The sequence below is a fragment of the uncultured Aquabacterium sp. genome (genome assembly GCF_913773725.1).
Classification (GTDB): Bacteria; Pseudomonadota; Gammaproteobacteria; order Burkholderiales; family Burkholderiaceae_C; genus Aquabacterium.
In genome coordinates this window covers 1-18,401 of the sequence record NZ_CAJYGK010000145.1, presented here as the reverse complement: position 1 = coordinate 18,401, position 18,401 = coordinate 1, and the positions used below count along the sequence as shown (strand labels likewise).

The 18,401-nt window shown below is 60.9% G+C and carries 17 protein-coding genes and 1 tRNA gene; 11 read left to right on the top strand and 7 right to left on the bottom strand.

Going from position 1 to position 18,401, the window contains the following annotated elements; genetic code table 11:
• Positions 1-2 precede the first annotated feature (2 nt).
• Genes QZ709_RS17315 through lptF form a run of 4 tightly spaced genes read right to left on the bottom strand, consistent with a single transcriptional unit; the run spans position 3 to position 3,688 of the window.
• Positions 3-977, bottom strand: coding sequence for a CysB family HTH-type transcriptional regulator (locus QZ709_RS17315; protein ID WP_294638685.1), 975 nt, complete (start codon positions 975-977; stop codon positions 3-5).
• A gap of 36 nt (positions 978-1,013) precedes the next feature.
• A complete protein-coding gene (locus QZ709_RS17310; protein ID WP_294638684.1) occupies positions 1,014-1,430 on the bottom strand; it encodes a CbiX/SirB N-terminal domain-containing protein in 417 nt (138 codons plus the stop codon).
• Between the two features lie 9 nt (positions 1,431-1,439).
• On the bottom strand, positions 1,440-2,597 hold the full coding sequence (gene lptG, locus QZ709_RS17305) for an LPS export ABC transporter permease LptG (protein WP_294638683.1): 1,158 nt from the start codon (positions 2,595-2,597) through the stop codon (positions 1,440-1,442).
• The gene (lptF, locus tag QZ709_RS17300; protein WP_294638682.1) at positions 2,594-3,688 is read right to left on the bottom strand and encodes an LPS export ABC transporter permease LptF; all 1,095 of its coding nucleotides are present in this window, start codon (positions 3,686-3,688) and stop codon (positions 2,594-2,596) included. The genes lptG and lptF overlap by 4 nt, the downstream gene beginning before the upstream one ends.
• Positions 3,689-3,729: 41 nt before the next feature.
• Between lptF and QZ709_RS17295 the strand changes: the two genes are divergently transcribed.
• The 9 genes from QZ709_RS17295 (at position 3,730) to QZ709_RS17255 (ending at position 13,312) form a co-directional block, all read left to right on the top strand.
• Complete coding sequence (locus tag QZ709_RS17295) at positions 3,730-5,304, top strand: leucyl aminopeptidase (protein WP_294638681.1); 1,575 nt, start codon at positions 3,730-3,732, stop codon at positions 5,302-5,304.
• A gap of 10 nt (positions 5,305-5,314) precedes the next feature.
• Positions 5,315-5,770 carry a DNA polymerase III subunit chi gene (locus QZ709_RS17290; protein WP_294638680.1) on the top strand — a complete coding sequence of 152 codons (456 nt, stop codon included), beginning with the start codon at positions 5,315-5,317 and terminating at the stop codon, positions 5,768-5,770.
• Positions 5,767-6,222: a hypothetical protein gene (locus QZ709_RS17285; protein WP_294638679.1), complete on the top strand. Its 456-nt coding sequence runs from the start codon at positions 5,767-5,769 to the stop codon at positions 6,220-6,222. The genes QZ709_RS17290 and QZ709_RS17285 overlap by 4 nt, the downstream gene beginning before the upstream one ends.
• A 56-nt stretch (positions 6,223-6,278) precedes the next feature.
• On the top strand, positions 6,279-7,436 hold the full coding sequence (locus QZ709_RS17280) for a branched-chain amino acid ABC transporter substrate-binding protein (protein WP_294638677.1): 1,158 nt from the start codon (positions 6,279-6,281) through the stop codon (positions 7,434-7,436).
• A gap of 26 nt (positions 7,437-7,462) precedes the next feature.
• Positions 7,463-7,553 (top strand) — tRNA-Ser (locus QZ709_RS17275).
• A 171-nt stretch (positions 7,554-7,724) separates the two neighbouring features.
• Positions 7,725-8,972 (top strand): phage integrase N-terminal SAM-like domain-containing protein, encoded by a 1,248-nt coding sequence (locus QZ709_RS17270; RefSeq protein WP_294638676.1) that lies wholly within the window; start codon positions 7,725-7,727, stop codon positions 8,970-8,972.
• Positions 8,973-9,018: 46 nt separating this feature from the next.
• Positions 9,019-9,354, top strand: a complete 336-nt coding sequence (locus QZ709_RS17265) for a hypothetical protein (protein ID WP_294638675.1) — start codon at positions 9,019-9,021, stop codon at positions 9,352-9,354.
• Between the two features lie 291 nt (positions 9,355-9,645).
• Positions 9,646-10,788 (top strand): plasmid recombination protein, encoded by a 1,143-nt coding sequence (locus tag QZ709_RS17260; RefSeq protein WP_294638674.1) that lies wholly within the window; start codon positions 9,646-9,648, stop codon positions 10,786-10,788.
• Between the two features lie 1,540 nt (positions 10,789-12,328).
• The gene (locus QZ709_RS17255; protein ID WP_294638673.1) at positions 12,329-13,312 is read left to right on the top strand and encodes a hypothetical protein; all 984 of its coding nucleotides are present in this window, start codon (positions 12,329-12,331) and stop codon (positions 13,310-13,312) included.
• Between the two features lie 24 nt (positions 13,313-13,336).
• Here QZ709_RS17255 and QZ709_RS17250 read toward each other — a convergent pair whose 3' ends face one another.
• Genes QZ709_RS17250 through QZ709_RS17240 form a run of 3 tightly spaced genes read right to left on the bottom strand, consistent with a single transcriptional unit; the run spans position 13,337 to position 16,122 of the window.
• A complete protein-coding gene (locus tag QZ709_RS17250; RefSeq protein ID WP_294638671.1) occupies positions 13,337-14,032 on the bottom strand; it encodes a hypothetical protein in 696 nt (231 codons plus the stop codon).
• Positions 14,033-14,080: 48 nt separating this feature from the next.
• Positions 14,081-15,448, bottom strand: coding sequence for a sensor histidine kinase (locus tag QZ709_RS17245; protein ID WP_294638670.1), 1,368 nt, complete (start codon positions 15,446-15,448; stop codon positions 14,081-14,083).
• Positions 15,445-16,122, bottom strand: a complete 678-nt coding sequence (locus tag QZ709_RS17240; RefSeq protein ID WP_294638669.1) for a response regulator — start codon at positions 16,120-16,122, stop codon at positions 15,445-15,447. Before QZ709_RS17240 ends, QZ709_RS17245 begins: the two co-directional genes overlap by 4 nt.
• Positions 16,123-16,209: 87 nt before the next feature.
• Here QZ709_RS17240 and QZ709_RS17235 point away from each other — a divergent pair, with 87 nt between their 5' ends.
• Positions 16,210-17,526 (top strand): TolC family protein, encoded by a 1,317-nt coding sequence (locus QZ709_RS17235; protein WP_294638668.1) that lies wholly within the window; start codon positions 16,210-16,212, stop codon positions 17,524-17,526.
• A 4-nt stretch (positions 17,527-17,530) separates the two neighbouring features.
• A partial coding sequence (locus tag QZ709_RS17230) for an efflux RND transporter periplasmic adaptor subunit (protein WP_294638667.1) occupies positions 17,531-18,401 on the top strand: 871 nt, incomplete at its 3' end.

Genomic DNA, 18,401 nt, shown 5'->3' with positions numbered 1-18,401 from the left:
GCTCACAGGCCCGCGTCGCTGCCCTCGCGCCCAGTGCCGCTCGGAGTTTGCATGGCCTGCATGATGAGCTGGCGGCTCAAGCGGTCCGAGACCAGCTCGGCAAAGCTGAGCACGAACTGGCGCATGTAGGCGCCGCGCTTGAAGGCCAGCCGGGCGAGGTTGGGTCCGAAGAGGTGCCCCACCGGGCGCGCTACCAGCTCGCTGCCCGGGGTCTGCATCAGGGGGTCGTCCTTGACGGCCATCTCGGCGACCAGACCGATGCCCAGACCGAGGCGCGCGTAGGTCTTGATCACGTCCGAGTCGATGGCCTCCATCACCACGTTCGGACTCAGGCCGCGCTGCGCAAATGCCTGGTCGATTCGTTTGCGCCCCGTGAACGATGGGTGATAAGAGATGAGCGGCTCGGCCGCCAGCTGTTCGAGCGTGAGTCGAGGTACCTGGGCCAGCGGATGGCTGGACTGCATCACGACGACGTGCTGCCACTCGTAGCAAGGCAGGCTCACCAGTTCGGGAAAGTCGCTCAGGGATTCGGTGGCCAGCCCGACGTCGGCCACTTCGTCCAGCACCATCTGCGCCACCTGCTCGGGGGTGCCCTGATGCAGGCTCACGGCCACTTTCGGGAATTTGCGCCGCAGCGCAGCCACGGGCTCGGGCAGAACATAGCGCGCCTGGGTGTGGGTCGTGGCAATCGACAGCGTGCCGGCATCCTGCAGCGCGTACTCCTCTCCGATGCGTTTGAGGTTGGCCACCTCGCGCAGGATGATGTCGATGGAGCGCAGCACCTGTTGTCCGGGCTCGGTGACCCGGCGCAGCCGCTTGCCGTGGCGAACGAAAATGTCGACACCCAGCTCCTCTTCCAGTTCGAGGATGGCCTTAGAGATGCCGGGTTGCGAGGTGTGCAGGGCCTTGGCTGTCTCGGTCAGGTTCAGATTGCGTCGGGCGGCTTCCCAGACGAAGCGGAACTGGTGCAGGTTCATGGTGAGCCTTCGGGCGTGGCGCGGTGGCGGCTCACGTCAGGCGTCGGGCGCATCGGGCTGGGCAAGCTGCCAGGCCGAGTCGGCGAGCGCCTGGATCAGCAGGGTGGTCTCTCCCACGGCAGGGCTCAGTCGCCACGTCACGCCGGGGTGGCTGGTGCTCAGTTCGTCCATCAGCCGGGGCAGGTCCTTGCGCACGTGGCCGCCTGCGCCCAGAAACAGAGGCACCACGGTCACCTGGTCGCACCCCGCCTCGGCCAGTTCGCGTCCGGCCTGAAGCAGGTCGGGGGTCATGAACTCGAGGAACGCCAGGCGGACGCGCACAGCGAGGGCGTCGTTGCCCTGTTCGCGCGCCCGTGCACGCAGCGCTTCAGCGGCAGCCTCGAAGGGGCGGGCCCAGTTGGGATCGCGAGCGCCATGTGCGAAAAGGAGGACGCCGAGGGAGGAGGAGGGCATGATGAGGGGTCAACGGTAGCGCACGAGCCAGACGAAGGCGCTCATGGAAAGCAGCAGGTACAGCGCGCTGGGAGCCGCTGCGGCAAGCCATGGCTGCCACTGGTGCAACAGTCCGAGGTGGCTGCTGATGTGGTTGGCCAGCACGAAGCTGATCCCCAGCATGATGCCACCGAAGATCTTGAGGCTCATGCCGCCGCTGCGTGCGTGCAGGTAGGCAAAGGGCAGGGCCAGGGCGACCATCACCAGGCAGACGATGGGGTAGAACGTCTTCTTCCAGAACTCGATCTCGTAGCGCTGGGCGGCCTGGGCGTTGCTGGCCAGGTGGCGGGTGTAACGCCACAACGCCATGGTCGACATGGTGTCCGGCGGCAGCACCGAAGCCGACACGACCAGAGGCGTCAGGCTGCTCTGCCACGCCAGTTCGTCCACGGCCTCGTCCCGGACGACCGGGCGGGCCTGCTGCACATCGCCTTCACCCAGGCGGTCATGGGTCAACCACACCGTGTCGTTCACCTCCCGCAGGTGCCAGACAGACCCGTTGCCGTCCTCGCCCGGTGTGACCACGGCCTCGCGCGCGGATACCCGCCGCAACAGCCGCCCTGCCTGATCGAACTCGAAGATGCGCACATCGCCGAACTGGTCTTGCCGCATGGCCTTGCCGACGCTGACGGTAACGAGGTGATGGCCTCCATCGGTCAGCGGGCGCCGCTCCCGCAGCCAGGCGCCGGACTGACCCAGCTTGAGGCCTTGACGCGTGCTGAACTGGGCCTTGTGCACCTGCAGCTGCTCTTCGGACCAGGGCACATACCAGTTGCCGATGAAGATCATCAGGCCTGCTGCGCCTACACCGAGCAGGCCCAGCAGGCCGAGGGCGCGGCCCGGACCGAGCCCGCCCGTCCGCAGGATCGTGAATTCGGAGGTCTGGGCCAGACGCGACAGCGCCAGAATGGCTCCGATCAGCAGAGAGATGGGAAACAGGTCGTACAGATGCGATCCCTGCATCAGCACGCAGGTCCACAGCACGTGGTGAAGCTGGTAGCCCAGGCGCCCGAGGTTGCGCACCTCGTCAACGAAATCGATGAAGAAGAAGAGGGCAGAGAATGCGATTGCCACAAGGGCGACATGCCGCACCACGGTCCCGAAGATGAGTCGGCGAACGGTCCTCATGGGCGCGCCTCCGATGCCCGCTGCCCCAAGGAGCGGAACACGCCATCTCGCCACGCGATCAGGCCGAGCAGAGCCAGCGTCAGGCCCCCGTGAACGCCGAGCAGCGCGGGTGCCCATTTCATGCGGCCTTGCACCACCCATGACTGCGTCAGGGTCAGCAGGTTGAAGTACACGACGAAGAGCAGCAGGGCGTACACGAGGTTCCAGCTGCTGTTGCGGCGGCTGTTGCCCGCCGCCAGGGCCAGGCCGGCCAGCACCATGTTGAAGGCGGCCCACACCAACCCCAGACGCCAGACCAGCTCACCGCGGGCATCGCGGCTGCGTTCCGCAATCAGGGTGGGCGTGGCCATGGCCCGCAGTTCCGGGTCGGCCAGGCCGGCGTCCGGTGATTCGCCGACCAGCACGCGAGCCTGTTCGAACTGCGCGGTGGTGACCTCGCCGGTGTCCAGGCGTGTCTGGATGCGCTCGCCCTGATGCAGCATCAGATAGCGCATGCCTTTGTCCGTGATGATCTGGCCCTCACGCGCCGTCACGACCGATTCCATGCCCTTGTCCGTCAGCACCATGAACACGTTGCGTCCAGTGGTCTGCCCGTCGCTGTGGCTGTCGATGAAGAAGACGCGCTTGCCATCGGCAGACGGCTGGAACTGTCCCGGGGTCACCCGGGCCATGTCGGAGCGCTTCTCGAAGCGGTGCTTGAGCACCTCGGTCTGGTCGTAGGCCCAGGGGCGCGCCACCAAGGTGCTGGCCGCCACCAGGGCGACGATGGGCCAGGCCATGCGCAGCAGGGGGCGCAGGAAGCTGAACTGGCGTGCCCCGCTGGCCTGCCAAACGACCATCTCGCTGTCGCGCCACATGCGGCTGAGGACGGTCACCACCGACACGAACAGCGCGAGCGCCAGCAGCACCGGCAGCTGCGTGACCACCGTGTAGCTCATGATCAGGCTGACATCGGCGGGCGCGAAGGCCCCTCGTGTGGCCTGGCCGAGGATGCGGATGAGCACCATGGTCAACACCACGGTGAGCAGCACCACGAGCGTGGCCATGAAACTGCGCCACAGTTCGCGGCGCACGGAGGAATCGAATAACATTGCTTGGATCTGTCTACCCGTCCATTATGGACTTGCACTGCATGGACTACCGCTCTACCGTGGCCCACGGGCCTGCCCTGTCCCAGCTCAATGCCGATGCGTTGCTGGTGGTTTTGACGGCCGATCAGGGCAGCACGGGCGACCCGGTGCTCGACCAGATCGTCAAGGATGCCGTGGCAGCGGGCGACTTCGTGCTCAAGACGGGCAAGAGCCTGTATGTGCATCGGCCGGTGGGGGTGAAGGCTTCTCGCCTGCTGCTGCTGGCGGCGGCCGATGGTTCGCCCAAGGCCTTCAAGGCCGCGGTGGCCAAGGGCGTGGCCCAGATCAAGGACCTGGGCGCGAACCATGCGGCCGTGGCCGTGGCGGGCGGTGTGGGCCTGGAGGCCGCGCATGCCCGCTCGCTGGTGCTGGCAGTGGCGGATGCCACCTATGTCTACACCCACACCAAGCCGAGCGCGCCCAAGCCGGGGCAGCTGAAGAAGGTCACGCTGGCCTGCCAGCAGGACGAGGCGAGTGCCGTGAAGCAGGGGCTGGCCGAAGGGCAGGCAATTGCCGAGGGCGTCACGCTCGCGCGTGAGCTGGGCAACCGACCCGGCAACCATTGCACGCCGGCCTTCCTCGCCAGCGAAGCGAAGCGCCTGGGCCGTGAACACAGGCATCTGAAGGTCGAGGTGCTCGAGCGCCCCGCGCTGGAAAAACTGGGCATGGGTTCGTTCCTGTCCGTGACCAACGGGTCTGCCCAGCCTCCGAAGTTCATCATCATGCAGTACCAGGGTGGCGCGGCCGGGCAGGCCCCGCTGGTGCTGGTCGGCAAGGGCATCACCTTCGACACGGGTGGCATTTCCATCAAGCCGAGCGCCGGCATGGACGAGATGAAGTTCGACATGGGGGGCGCTGCCAGCGTGCTGGGCACCTTCCGGGCCGTGGCTGAACTGCAGCCGCGTGTCAACCTGATCGGTCTGATCCCTGCGTGCGAGAACATGCCCAGCGGCACGGCCACCAAACCCGGCGACGTGGTCACGAGCATGTCGGGGCAGACCATCGAGGTGCTGAACACCGATGCCGAAGGCCGGCTGATCCTGTGCGATGCGCTGACCTATGCCGAGCGCTTCAAGCCGGCTGCCGTGATCGACATCGCCACGCTGACGGGTGCCTGCGTGATCGCGCTCGGCCACCAGCACAGCGGTTTGTTCTCGGCGGACGATGAGCTGGCCCAGGCCCTGTTGCAGGCCGGGCGGCAGGCGCAGGACACCGCATGGCGCATGCCGCTGGACGATGAGTACGCGGAAGGGCTCAAGAGCAACTTTGCGGACATTGCCAACGTGGGTGGCCGCGAAGGCGGGGCGATCACGGCCGCGTGCTTCCTGGCGAAGTTCACCAAGGCTTACCGCTGGGCACACCTGGACATCGCCGGCTCGGCCTGGAAATCGGGCGGGGCCAAGGGCGGTACCGGTCGGCCCGTCGGCCTGCTGACGCGCTTCATACTGGACCAGGCTGCCGCCGGCAAGGACGCCATCGCGCCGCGTCCGGTGAAGGCAGCGGGCAAGGTCGCCCGCAAGACCTCCCGTACCCCGGCCACGAAGGCCCCGCGTGCGGCCCGTTCTGCCAAGGCCTGACGGGCTGGCCATGACCCACGATGCCCCTGCAGCCGGCAAGGTCGAGTTCCACCACGGGGTTGGCGACAAACTGGCCTACGCCTGCCGGCTGCTGCGCAAAGCGTATCGGGCCGGTGCGCGCGTGGTGGTCACCGGGGATGACGCGACCTTGCGCACGCTGGATCGCCAGCTGTGGACGTTCGATGAGCAGGAGTTCCTGCCTCATGTCCTGGCCATCGCGCCTGCCGACGTGCCTGTGCGCCAGCATGACACCGCGATCTGGCTGACGACCGACGCCGAGTCGGCTCCGGGCGAGCGTCATGTGTTGGTGAACCTGGGGCACCCGGTGCCCGCTGGCATGGCGCGCTTTCCTCGCGTGTTCGACATCGTGTCGAGCGAGGCCGAGGACCGCCAGCAAGGGCGGCAGCGCTGGAAGCAGTATGCGACGCTGGGTTGGCAGGTTCAGCCGCACGAGGTCAAGGAATGAGCCAGCCGCCACGCCCACCGGCTCATGTGCCGACCCTGACCGAGGTGATCGAGATCCCTGCGGTGCCGGACCGCGTCGGGCAAACCGTACCCCCGCCTGTCGTCACATCCGGTTTTCCGAACGCGCGCCCCCCGTGGACGCCGATTTCTAACCTGGTTGTGGGAGGCGGCCTGTCCGCGCCGACGCCGGAGGCCGCGCCGGCGATCGTGGAGCCTTCGCCCCCTGTCCCCCCAGCGCTGAGCGAGGCACAGATCGCGCAGCGGGTTCTCAACGATGTGCAGAAACAGATGGACGGCATGCTCGATTTCCGTCTGCGTGAGGCCATCGGGCCGATTCTGGCGCGCCACAGCGAGGCCCTGGTGCGCGACTTGCGTGAGGAGCTCGGGCGAACGATGCGAGATGTCGTCGCCCGTTCCGTGGCACAGGAGATGGCGAAGCTGCGCCATCGCTGACCATGGGGCATCATCAACCGTTCCCGTTTGAACCCAACCAACCTGACGAGGTGGACATGACCCTTCGCAATGCCCCGTTTACCAGCCTGAGCCGTGTGGCTCTGGCTGCTGCATCGTTTGCTGCCCTGGCTGCCGGTGGCGCCGTTCAGGCCCAGACGGTCGTCAAGATCGGCCACGTGGGCCCGGTGTCCGGTCCGCAGGCGCACTATGGCCGCGACAATGAAAACGGCGCGCGCATGGCGGTCGACGAGCTGAACAAGCAGAACGTCACCATCGGCGGCAAGAAAGTCACCTTCGAGCTGGTCGCGGAAGACGATGCGGCCGACCCGAAGCAGGGCACGGCAGCTGCGCAAAAGCTGTGTGATGCCAAGGTCAACGGCGTGGTCGGCCACCTGAACTCGGGCACGACCATTCCGGCGTCGAAGGTGTACAACCAATGCGGCCTGCCGATGATCTCGCCCTCGGCCACCAACCCCGAGCTGACGACCCTGGGCTACAAGAACGTGTACCGTCTGCTGGCCAACGACAACGCGCTGGGCGCCGGCCTGGCCAAGTACGCCAAGGACACACTCAAGCTCAAGAAGGTCGCCATCATCGACGACCGCACCGCTTACGGCAAGGGCGTGGCCGAGGTGTTTGCCAAGACCGCCAAGGAACTGGGCATGGAGGTCGTGAGCCAGCAGTACACCAACGACAAGGCGGTGGACTTCATGGCCATCCTGACCGCCATCAAGAACAAGAAGCCGGACGGCATCTTCTTCGGTGGCATGGACCCGCAAGCCGGTCCGATGCTGCGCCAGATGCAGCAACTGGGCCTGACCAAGACCTATCTGTTCGGCGGCGACGGCATCTGCACCGACAAGCTGATCGAGCTGGCCAGCGGCGCCAAGACGCTGAACAACGTGGTCTGTGCCGTGGGCGGCGCTTCGCTGGACAAGCTGGCTGGCGGCAAGGAATGGCGCGCGCGTTACGACGCCAAGTTCCCGGGCCAGTTCCAGGTCTATTCGCCCTACACCTATGACGCGACGATGGTCCTGGTGGACGCCATGAAGCGCGCAGGCTCGACCGATCCCAAGGTCTACGGTCCCAAGGTGTCGGACACCAACTACCAGGGCGTGACCGCCAAGGTGCAGTTCGAATCCAATGGCGAACTGAAGACCCCGGCCATGACGTTGTACGGTTACAAGGACGGCAAGAAGGCCGCCTTGAACTGACAAAGCGTGCTACAGTAGCGGGCTTCGGAGAGGTGGATGAGCGGTTTAAGTCGCACGCCTGGAAAGCGTGTGTAGGTTAATAGCCTACCGCGGGTTCGAATCCCGCCCTCTCCGCCAGATGACGTAAGTCCTTGATTTGCAAGGACTTTTTTAAAGAGGCTTCAAAAGTCGTGTACCGAAAGGTGTACCACTTTGAAGCCTTTTTTGTTTTCCAGGCAGCAACGGAACTATGCAAGGTTCTTCGTTCCTGTCGCCCTCAGACATCTGTGTGATGGCAAAAAGTACCTCGTGTTCGCACTCGGTGCAGGTGAGCCTCCTATCATTCGGCAACGTGCCGCCTACTTGGAGGCGTGTCTTCTAGCAAGAATGAATCAGGGGCTGCCAATGTCGCAGGATCGCAACAAGTTCAAAAAGTACGAAATTGATCTGAGCCGGGGAGTGTTCAAGGCCGATGGTGCCGAAGACCATGCGGCCATGCTCAATGCATTGGAGAGCATTGGCAAACTTCCTCAGTGGCTGATTGATAAACAGACTGCAAGCACCCCGGCTGTCGCCACCCCCAAGGGGGTTCATGACTTGGAAGACCGTCGTAGCGGTCCCCTCGTTGCTTCGCAATCCCTGCCACTGGGTGAGCTACTTGATAAGTTTTTCTTACTGAAAAAGGTCAAGCCTGCTACGGTTGTGACTTACAAAAATGTTGTCAAAGAATTTACAGCATTTTGTAAAAGTAAATGCCCGATCGCTGAAATTCTTCAAAGTGATATTAATCGTTATCGTGAAGATTTGGCGAAGAAAAACAACCCAAGGACAATTGACAATAAAATGATTGTCCTTAAATCGTTGATAAACTTTGCCCTGGATCAAGGGTACTTGGTTGGGAAAAATCCAGTAGTCGCCAAGAACTTGCAGACAAAAAAGCAAAAACTAACCGATGGTTATGCTATTTTTGAACCTGACGAGATCAAAACATTCTTTCAGTCTGAACGATTCAAGAATGAAAAAACCAGCGATCCAGATTACTACTGGTGCTTGATGTTGGAGATTTTCTCTGGTTGTCGTGTAGGTGAATTGACTGCCCTGCAAGTGGGGCATGTCAAAAATTCAGAAGCAGGAACCTACTACCTACAAATTAGGGATGCCAAGACATCTGCGGGCAAAAGAGAAGTTCCAATTCCTCCCCTGATCTTCAATCAGGGCTTCGGTGAATTTCTGGATGGCAAGAAAGCGACGGACTTCGTTTTCAGGTATCAAGACCGAGAGGGAAAAGGGGCAGGTAATGCCGTGGGTAAAAAATTCAGTTACCAGATCAAGGCTGAAAAAATCCACCGTTCGAAGCTGGTTTTTCATTCACTGAGGAAGTTCCTCAATGATTTCTTTATGAAAAATGGCGTGGACTATGAAGTTCGTTGCCAGTATTTTGGGCACGAAATTGAAGCCGTCAATGTTGCCACTTACTCCAATAAGTTCAATGTAGATGACCTATACAATAGGACGGATGAAGCAAGGAAGAAGGTTACTTCACTGATTGGTGTTTGACAAATTAAATTGATTTCGTATGTTGTTCTCAAAAGGAGAACGGCAGATGAAATGGTTAAATTGGCTTTGGTTCAGAATTAAATTATTGATTGTGAGTTTTATGAATGCAATTGACTTGCCCACCGTCAATAATGAAGGTGAATTTATTGACCTTGATCGTGTTCAATGCGTGTACATTTTCACAAAGCATAGCAAAAAATTCATCCATTGTTTTGTTGATGGGGTTCTCTACTTTTTGATATGGACGAAAGAACTTGAACGATGGTTCATCGCTTCTGGTTTTTCCATGCCAGAATTTGAGCACATACCAGAGGGTGGAATAATTGCAGATGTCGGCAATGTTCCTGATAAATACAAGAAGGAACCAAAACCAAAATTCTGATTAAAGCACTCTTCGGAGTGCTATTTTTTTGCCTGCTTTATTTTTGCGTGCCAAAAATGAAGTAGGTGCTCCCAGCCGGGAATGCTAAAAAAGCAAGCAAAACACCATATGAGCAAAGGTGGTGAAGTCAACGGCTGTTTGGTATTTGGCCTCGCAGAGTCCCCAGACAGGGCCGCGCTTATGAAACGTAGTGTAATAAGCATAGTCGGTCCCTATACCGGGAGGATAAGTTGACCTTTAAAAACAAAATGCTAAAATTAATTATGAAAAGAAAAACAATAAGAGGTCAGAATGAAGGAAGGGAGTTACCAATTTATTCACATAGATGTCTATGGTCGTGAGGGTAGCAGTCAATCAAAAACTATTACCAAAAAAAGTGGAGTAAAGGTTACTACCACTACAAAATCACGTTGTGCAAAAGAGATTTTGTCTGAGCAATGGAGGGAGGATGGTGCTTGCCCTCATATAAATAATCCAGGTGAACCAACACTTTTATATGGGATGCCACCTCTGGATGTTTTACCTTTAATTGATGAGTGGGCAGATCAGGCCAAGGATGCCCAGGGTCGAAAATTGAGAAAAGATGCCAACTGTGTCATTATTGGTGTGGCATCTTTACCCAGAGCAATGGAGGATGAATTTCCCCAGTTTGCAGAAGACACATTGGAATGGTTGAAAGAGAAGTACGGGGATCGTTTGAAGTCCGTGGTTGTTCATAATGACGAATCACACCCCCATTTACATTTCACAGTGGTGCCCCATATCGGTGAAAGACTGGATGACATTCACGAGGGGTACAAGGCCAGTAAACAGGCCAAAATTGATGGCAAAAAGAAAGGTGAACAGAATTTGGCCTACATTGGCGCAATGAGGGCCTTTCAAGATGAGTTCAGCAAAAAAGTTGCTATGGCTCATGGTCTTACCAGAATTGGGCCTGCTCGTCGTCGCTTGACTCGTGCCCAGTGGCATGCAGAAAAGGCCCAGGCTGCATTTTTTGCAGATGCCAAGGCCCAGCATAGGTCTGTGAGAGAAAATGCCTACAAAGTCGGTTTGAAGAAAGCCGAATTGAAAGCACAAGAAATTATTTCTAATGCACAAAAGCAGGCTTCTGCTTTTGGTTCAAAAATTGGAAGTTGGTTGGCTGGCATTTCTGGTGCTTGGCACAAACCCAGTGCAAATGCATTAGCCACTGCTGAAAAATTGAAAGTGGATGCCGAAGCCGAAAAAAAGAAGTCTGAAAAAGTGAAGGCTCAGGCTAAGGAATGGGCTGATAGAAGAGTGGCAGAAGTTGCCAATCAGTTGACCCAAGAAAAAACCAGAAATAAAAATTTAATCGCAGAGCTAGATCGTGCCGAAAAAACAATTTATGAATTGTCGCAAGGCCTAGAAGTTTACCAAGAGCGAGAAAATAAGAAAAATTTCAAAAAAGTGTGAAATTTTTGGCCGCGCCATTTTTATTTACTTCGTAAATCTCTACGAGATTATTATTTACTGTACTGGGTTTAGTCAACTTTGCACATGTACTATTAATATATCTGTACTGTGTACAGAGAATCTACTTCGTAGATTCTGGTACATTAAAGTCTTTGTCCCTCTTATGCGTTCCGCTCCGCTTCACTACTAAGAGGGACAAAGACTCACCCTAAGCAGATTTTTAAATTCTGCTTGGTGTCTCGTTCCTCTCAGTAGTGTTTTCACCACATATGGGACTGGGAATGGTTAATCATCCCTAGATAGTGCATTCATCGTATTAACACGACTTCAAACCAGGTTGCACCTATTAAGACTCTCTGTGTGGCTCTGTCTGAAACTCCCATTCTTGCCTACTTAACCAATGCGATCATTGGTTCGCTACCTGCTAAGGGGGATTTACAGTTATGGGGCGTTACTCCCAATATTTCTAACCTGCCTTCATATTAGCCATTCGCATTGGCAATTTTCCGAATCGTGACTATGGACGCATAAAAAAACTGCCTTAACATTTTTCCCGTTAGGCAGTCTTGACATTTTGAATTTATTTCGTATGATTTAACTGCACAGTTGGGGAACTGTTATCATACTTATATTGAAAAATCTCGATTTGTCAAGAGTGTGGTAATTGCAAATAAAAAGGCCAGTCAGTAGACTGGCCTTTTTATTTTAAATTGCTTTTAATGAAAATTATTGCCAACCGCGGTCCAGAATTTTGTACGAAATTTTGCATATGAATAGGCCATAAAAATTGGAATGATAATTAATGGCAAAAATATTTGTGATGCTGCAAATACCGCAGGCCATATAAAAGACAGAAGTGCAAAGAGAAGGAAAATTGCCGGTTGCTTGAATGATTGGCAATATATTTTTGATTTTCTGTAATCGTCAAGTATTATTGTTGTAACTCCGTATAACGGAATACAAAATTTGATTGCGTGAAACAAAAACCAAGCCTTGTCCGTTCGTTGCTGATCTCTATTTGCAATATCTTTTTCAACCTGCTTTTTGTCCTTGAATTCAAAGCTCATTTTTTCCCTCACAGTTGTTGATAGCTTCTCTCGTTGCATTGTGTCCCATGCAACGCAATAGTAGCCCGGAGCGTTGACATGAGGCGTACTCCCCCAGCAAGCGGGCCAAGTACGCTAGGATGTGTACCAAAAGATGTACTGTTTTGCGTACCATTTTTGGCGGGATTTAAAGCTAAGTCATTGATTTAAAGCGACTTTTGAAGCCATGCGAAGATCGTCCCGCCCTCTCCGCCAGAACACACGGTCCCCCTATGAGATGAATCCTCGTAGGGGGATTTTTGTTTTGGACGTCGGTCTTCATTCCTTATCCCCCGAGACATTCGTGCAGCGGCGGGTCGGCGCGCTGTTGTGAGCGACACCCCACAGTCCAGGAGGCAGGGCGCTTACCCCTCGTGAAATATCTGACCACGTGAATTGATTTTCCTCGCTGTTTCATTTTGTTACGGCGACCGCCAGAGAATGGCTTTACGGAGATGGCGAAAGCGACCGTCGAAGTGATTCCTCTTTGCTGTACGAAGGAAATGGCCATGCTGCGAGTTGGTGGGTATTTGCTGGGTTCATTCATCCTGGCGGGTTGTGCGACGACGGCCAGGCAGCCTCAGGATCTCCCCACGAAGGCGACCCAGAGTGCCTTCGAGCACGCGGTGCCTCCCGGCGCCCCCATTGCGGCGCAGCCCCTGGTCAGCACCACTCACCCGGGGGTGCACCGATACCATGTGGGCACGCCGTGGCGCATCGCCCATTTCCGGCCGAACCTCAACATGCCGGAGATCATCGACGCGGACATCGTCAACAACGCACTGACCAATGAGAAAGCGGCCGATCTTCAGCGTCAGCTGACCTTGGGCAAGGCCGTCCTCTGGACGTTTCCCAGGCTGGTGCTGCTGCCCTGCGAAGAAGGATGCGTCGGAAACAAGGACTATGAAAAGATGGCGATGCGGTTTCTCAAGCCCTATGACGACATGGTTCGTTCCGGGGCGGGAGCCTATCGCGGCGAGATGAAAATCCGGGTGCGGTGGTTCCGGCAGAAATCCCTCGTCGAGCGGATAAATCCCTTGTCTTTTGCGCAGCAGGCATTCGGCATCGAGTTTCCCATCGAGGGAAACATGTTGACGTTGAGCGCCAGCGCCTTTGGCAAGGACGCTTCGCTGGAAGACTGCGTGGACCGTGTCGCGGGCTTGTTCAGGATGGGGGTGATCTTCCCGATGTCGCTGGGGCTGAGAAACCACTTCACCATGACACTGGATCCGCAGTACGACGCCGGAGTGATGGAGCGGGTCAACACCGCAGTGGCGTCTCCGGTACGCGGCCTGAACAAGCTGTTGGGGCAGACAGACTACAGTTCCCGGGTCGAGCCGATCACCGCGGCCCACCGGGCCCTGCTGCCAGCCATCGACGGGCTGCAGGCGGGCGAGGGGCAAGACATTGGTTCAGGCAGGCTGTTCGACTCGTTCTGAGCGGCAGATGGCCTGCTGCGGCAATCAGAACAGTTCGCGGGGTGTCACGCGGATGCCCAGAGAGAACCAGCGGCTGTCGTGCGGGCCGTTGAGCTGCCGGCCTGTTGTGGCGTCGATCTGGATGCGGTCCGGCAGCAGGCTCCATCGCACGCCAGCCTGAATGTAAGGTCGGGTGCGGTGGTCGCCGAACACCTCGGCGACGCCGTGAACGCGATCGTGAAGCCGGGCCTCCCCGCCCAGTCCCCAGGTGGTGCTGCGCTGCTTGCTGGCCCGATCCCGCAGGTGTCCCACATTGGCATGCATGACCAGCTGGTCGTCATCGAAGGACACGGAGATGGGGATGTAGGCGTAATCGTTGCCAAGCTGGTTCGGGCCCGGGTGGATCGACGGGTGCTGGACCGTGCCGATGGCCAGCCCGACCCCCCAGCCGTTGGGTTCGACCTCTCGCCACAGCGTCTTGAGTTGCAGGATGGTGTCGTGGGTACGGGGCAGTCCGTCCGGGCGCGCGATGCCCCCGCCGGCCGTGATTTCAACCGATCCCCACGGGTTGCACGCGGGCATGGCCCACCACTCGGTGCTGTGCGGCGTCTGGCGCGTCCAGGCCTCCAGCTGGCAGCTGCCAGGCGTGGTGAGGCGGGCATCGTCCGTCACCAGAGGGCGTGCGGCGTGGGCCAGAGCAGGGCACGCCATGGCCAAGCTCAGCGCGGTGATCGCTTTCATGGCGCGCAGTGTAGGGCGCACAGATGAAGCCTCTTTGACATCGCCTGTTCAGTGCACGGGCAGGGTCATGCACGCGCGCAGGCCGTGTGGCTCGGTGGGGATGATGCACAGTTGCCCGCCGTGCAGGCGTGCTGTTTCGTCGACGATGGACAGGCCCAGACCCGAGCCGCCAGCCGGGCTGCCGGGGCAGCGGTGGAAGCGCGAAGCCAGATGCGGCAGCTCGGACGCCGGAACGCCGGGCCCGTTGTCTTCGACCTCGATGCAGACTTCCTCTTTGCGCTCGTGCCGCAGCCGCACGGTGACCTGAGCACCCGGGCCCGCATAGCAGAGGGCGTTGTCGATGAGGTTGGACACGGCCTCTTCGAGCAGCAGGGTGTCGCCGCGAACGGTGGCTGTGGCGCGCTCTTCAAAGCCGAGGTCGATGTCAGCCCGGAGGGCCTTGGGGATGAACCGTGTGGTGACTTCGCGCAGCAGGGGGGCGAGGGGAACGGGCTGAAAGGCGTTGTGCGTGAGCGCACCCGGCTCGGCGCGCGCCAGTCCGAGCAGCTGGTGAACCAGTCGTGCCAGGCGGTCAATGGCGTGGCCGAGATCCTGCAGGGCCGCCTGGCGTCGGACCGGGTCCGTCTCGCGCTCTGCATGGGCCAGTTCCACCTTCAGGGTGGCCAGCGGGGTCCGCAGTTGGTGGGCTGCATCGGTCACGAAGCGACGCTGCAGCTTCACGGCCTCGTCCAGTTGGGTGAGCAGGTCGTTCAGGGCCGTGGTGAAGACGCGTAGCTCGTCGGTCAGCCCTGCATCAGGAATGGGGTCGAGGTCGCCCCGCTGACGGGCGCGCAGGGCATTGGCCAGGGCCACGAGCGGCCGCAGGCCCGTCCGAATCACGTCGCCGGCAATCCACAGGGCGATCAAGGCCAGCAGGCCGATCAGCGCCATCACGGTGCCCAGCAGCCGCGAGGTAAGGCGGTCGCGTTTGTGCAGGGTTTCGGCCACGCTGATCGTCACGGGATGGTCGGGCAGCAGATCGTGGCGCGTGAGCTGCACCAGCCGCATCGGCTGGCCGTCGATGACGACGTCCCGGTAGATCACATCCTGGCCGGGATGGGCCTGCGCGGCAGGCAGGTGAGTGTGCCCCGCGACCAGCCCCTGGGACGGACTGTCGACGCGAAAGAGCACACGGTCGTGTGCGTCGAAGACCACGGCATCGAGAGCCGTGGGCGCGAGGTCGCCCAACACCAGACCGTCGCGCGGGCGCACCAGCAGCCCGATGGAGCGCGCGGTATCGAGCAGCCACTCGTCGTATGCATCGTCACTGAAGCCACTGGCAAGTTGGAACACCGTCACGGCGGCACCCAGTGCGAAGAGCAGCAGCACCAGACCCAGCCGGGTGGCCAGCCGGCGCTGCAAGGTCTGGCCCTTCATGACCGGGCTTCCTCTTCCAGCAGGTAGCCCAGCCCGCGCAGCGTGCGGATGGCCAGGCCGCTGTCGGCCAGCTTCTTGCGCAGCCGGTGCACCAGGATGTCCAGCGCATTGGGGCTCATGTCTTGCTCGAAGTCACTGAGCCGCGCCATGAGGGCCTCCTTGGGCTGGATCTGACCCGCGCGCATGGCCAGCATGCGCAGCAGGGCGAACTCGCGCGCCGTCAGGCCCATGTCGATGCCATTCAGTGTGGCCCGCCTGGCCGCGGTGTCCACGGACAGCGGTCCGACCTCGACGAGGCTCCGGTCCCATCCTCCCTGGTTGCGACGGATGAGCACACGCAGCCGGGCTTCCAGTTCGGGCAGATCGAAGGGCTTGGTCAGATAGTCGTCGGCACCCAGATCCAGGCCGCCCACCCGGTCTTCGATGGCATCCCGGGCCGACAGGATGAGCACGGGCAGCCGCACGCGCTGGTTGCGCCAGGCGCGCAGCAGCGCGAGTCCGTCGCCATCCGGCAGGTTGAGGTCCAGGATGGCCGCATCGAAGCGATGCGCGGCGACGGCCGCACGGGCGTCGGCCAGGGTGGTCACGGTGTCCACGGCGTAGCCTCCCAGCCGCAGGGTGGCGGCCAGGCCCGACGCCAGGGGCGCATCGTCTTCAACGAGCAGCAGCCGCATGCAGGGCACGAAGAAAGGTTGGTGAAAGGATGCGACAGGACACTGCGCGCCAGCCAGTGTGCCACCGACGGCACGCCGGCCCGAATCATGAGATGTCGCAGGCTGTTTGTTCTCTTTCTGATGTGCGTGGGTGGATGGGCCGCTGCCGCCGAGCTGCCGGCCCGTGGGGCCGATGGGGGTGACGCGTCCTGGAGCCTGACGGCCGCCCTGGCACGTGCCCTGGACGGCGGGCGAGAGGTGGCCATGGCACGCCGAGCGGTGCAAGGCGCCCGTGCTGACCGTGTGTCGGCAGAAGTCACGCCGCCGCCGCAGCTCAGCGTCAACACCCAGTCCATCAACCCGAGCCAGATGGGGCATGGCGGCCCCTGGTCGCGGCCGTTCGACACCACCGTGCGGCTGGAGCAGACGCTGGAGCGGGGCGACAAGCGCGTCTGGCGCACCCGTGTGGCCGACGCCGGCGTGGCGGCGGCCGAGCTGGAGCTGCGGGCCACGGGACGGCAGCAGGCTGCGGCCGTGGCCGAGGCGTACTGGCAGCTCAAGCTCGCCCAGGTGCAGGCAGGGGTGGCGCGGGACAATGCTGTGCTGGCGGCGGAAGGGCGCGACATCGCGCTGCAGCGGCTGGCACGTGGCGACCTCTCCAGACTGGAAGCCACCCGCTTGTCGGTGGAGGCCGAACGGGCAGCCAACGAGCTGGCCCACAGCGACCTGCAGTGGCGCCAGGCCCGATGGAAGTTGCGCCAGTTGCTGGCGCTGGAGCGCGATGACAGCACGGCCGCGTTGGTGGCCGGTGACCCGTGGCCCGAGGTGCAGACGCAGCCTCCCGTGAAGGCCGAGGCGGCGCAGGATGCCGTGGCGCAGCGTCCCGATGTGCGGGCTGCCGCAGAGCGCGTTTCGCAGGCCGAAGCCGCCCTGTCGCTGGCACAGGCCCAGCGCAAGGCCGATGTGACGGTGGGGGTGCAGTTCGAGCACGATCCGCCGGTCGGTCAGCGGTTGTGGGGTGTGGGGTTCTCGGTTCCGCTCGGCGTGGCGGACAGGCAGGCCGGTGCGCTGACCCGGGCCCAGGTGCAACTGGATGACGCCCGGGCCGAACTCGAGCGGGTGACTGCGGCCGCGTTCGCGGAAACCCGGGCGCTGCTGGAGTCGTGGGATACCGCCCGCTCCCGCCTGTCCCGCATCGAGGGCCAGTTGCTGCCTCAGGCCCGTGATGCCTTGAAAGCCAGCGAGTACGCCCGGGCCCATGGCGCCCTGGGCCTGCAGGACCTGCTGGATGCGCGACGCACCCTGCATGCCGTGGAGCTCGAGTACGCCGCAGCGCAGGCCGACCACGCCATTGCGCGCTCGCTGCTGACCCTCACGTTGACGGCCCCGCTGCCCGGTGCCGAACCCGATTCCTGGAAGCCGTGATCCCATGAACAGGACTTTTCTGATGTACGCCGGTGCGGCGGCCGCCGTGGTGGCCCTGGCTGTCGTGAGCTCGCGCTTCGCCCCGGCCGATGTGGAAGCAGTGGCGGCACCTACCACCATCCGCGTGGCTGCGGACCAGCTTCGCTACCCGCCCGGATCACAGCAGCTGGCCTATCTCTCCATCCAAGCCGTGACCGCGTCGGTTCCACCGCTGGTGGAACCTCTGCCTGCTCGCCTGGTGCCCGACGAAGATCACACGGTGCGGGTCTTCAGTCCTTTGCCCGGTCGGGTGGTGGAAGTGGTGGCGCGCCCCGGGCAGGCCGTGAAGGCAGGCGAGGTGCTGGCATGGCTGGTCGCGCCGGATGCGGCGGCAGCGGTGGCCGACGTCCGCAAGGCGGAGGCCGATCGCGACAGCCGGGACGCTGCCTGGCGCCGTGCCCAGGGGCTCAGCGAAGCCGGGGTCATTGCCACGCGGGAGCTGGAAACCGCCCGCGCCGAGGCCCGGGTCGCACAGGCCGAGCTGGAGCGTGCCTCCGCTCGGGTGCACAGCCTCGGCCCGGTGGGGGCCGACGGGCGTTTTGCGCTTCGGGCGCCGCTCGCCGGCATGGTGACGTCCCGTCAGCTCAACCCCGGACAGGAGCTGCGACCCGATGCGCCCGAGCCGGCCTTCGTGATCAGTGATCCCGCCCGGATCGACGTGCTGGCTGACGTGCCTCAGGCAGAGGCCAACGTCCTGCGTGTGGGGCAGGCCGTGCGCATCGAAGACGACGCCCATGCTCTGACCCCCATGGATGGCCGCATCGTGCATGTCAGCGGCGTGCTGGACCCCGCTACCCGCCGCGTGGCCGTGCGGGCCCACATCGAGAAGCCTGTGC